Raw genomic sequence first — 368 nt, 5'->3', positions numbered from 1 at the left:
AGACAAGCACATCCTATATTTGGCTAGATCACTAAAAACACGACAATCATTCTTATCTATATGGGAAAAATTAAAGGATTTCTCTTTGCCGTACGACACAGAGAAATCCTAATGACCGATTTGGGTTCAAATAAAATGGGCAAAGAGAACAAAAATGAAGTATTAAAGTTCCAAGAACCAGCACTTCAACGCAAGCAATCTTGCATTAAGCGCCTATCAGACGACCAAAAACGTATGATACTGCACGCACATCTGGTAAATGGAGTCAGTAAGGCAGAATTAGCAAGAGTTTTTGGCATCAGACGTGAGACTATTTGGAGATGGATTAGTACCTTTGCAGAAGGAAGCCAGCCTGTAGGTAAGCCTAA

1 protein-coding gene is annotated in these 368 nt (G+C 39.7%); it reads left to right on the top strand.

Annotated features, from left to right (window positions below):
• Positions 1-60: 60 nt before the first annotated feature.
• Positions 61-368, top strand: a 308-nt coding sequence (locus tag CIK92_RS08875) for a helix-turn-helix domain-containing protein (protein WP_144289391.1), incomplete at its 3' end; no start/stop codon positions are given.

The organism is Prevotella sp. P4-67 (genome assembly GCF_002251325.1).
GTDB lineage: Bacteria > Bacteroidota > Bacteroidia > Bacteroidales > Bacteroidaceae > Prevotella.
This window is presented reverse-complemented; position numbering and strand designations above follow the sequence as displayed.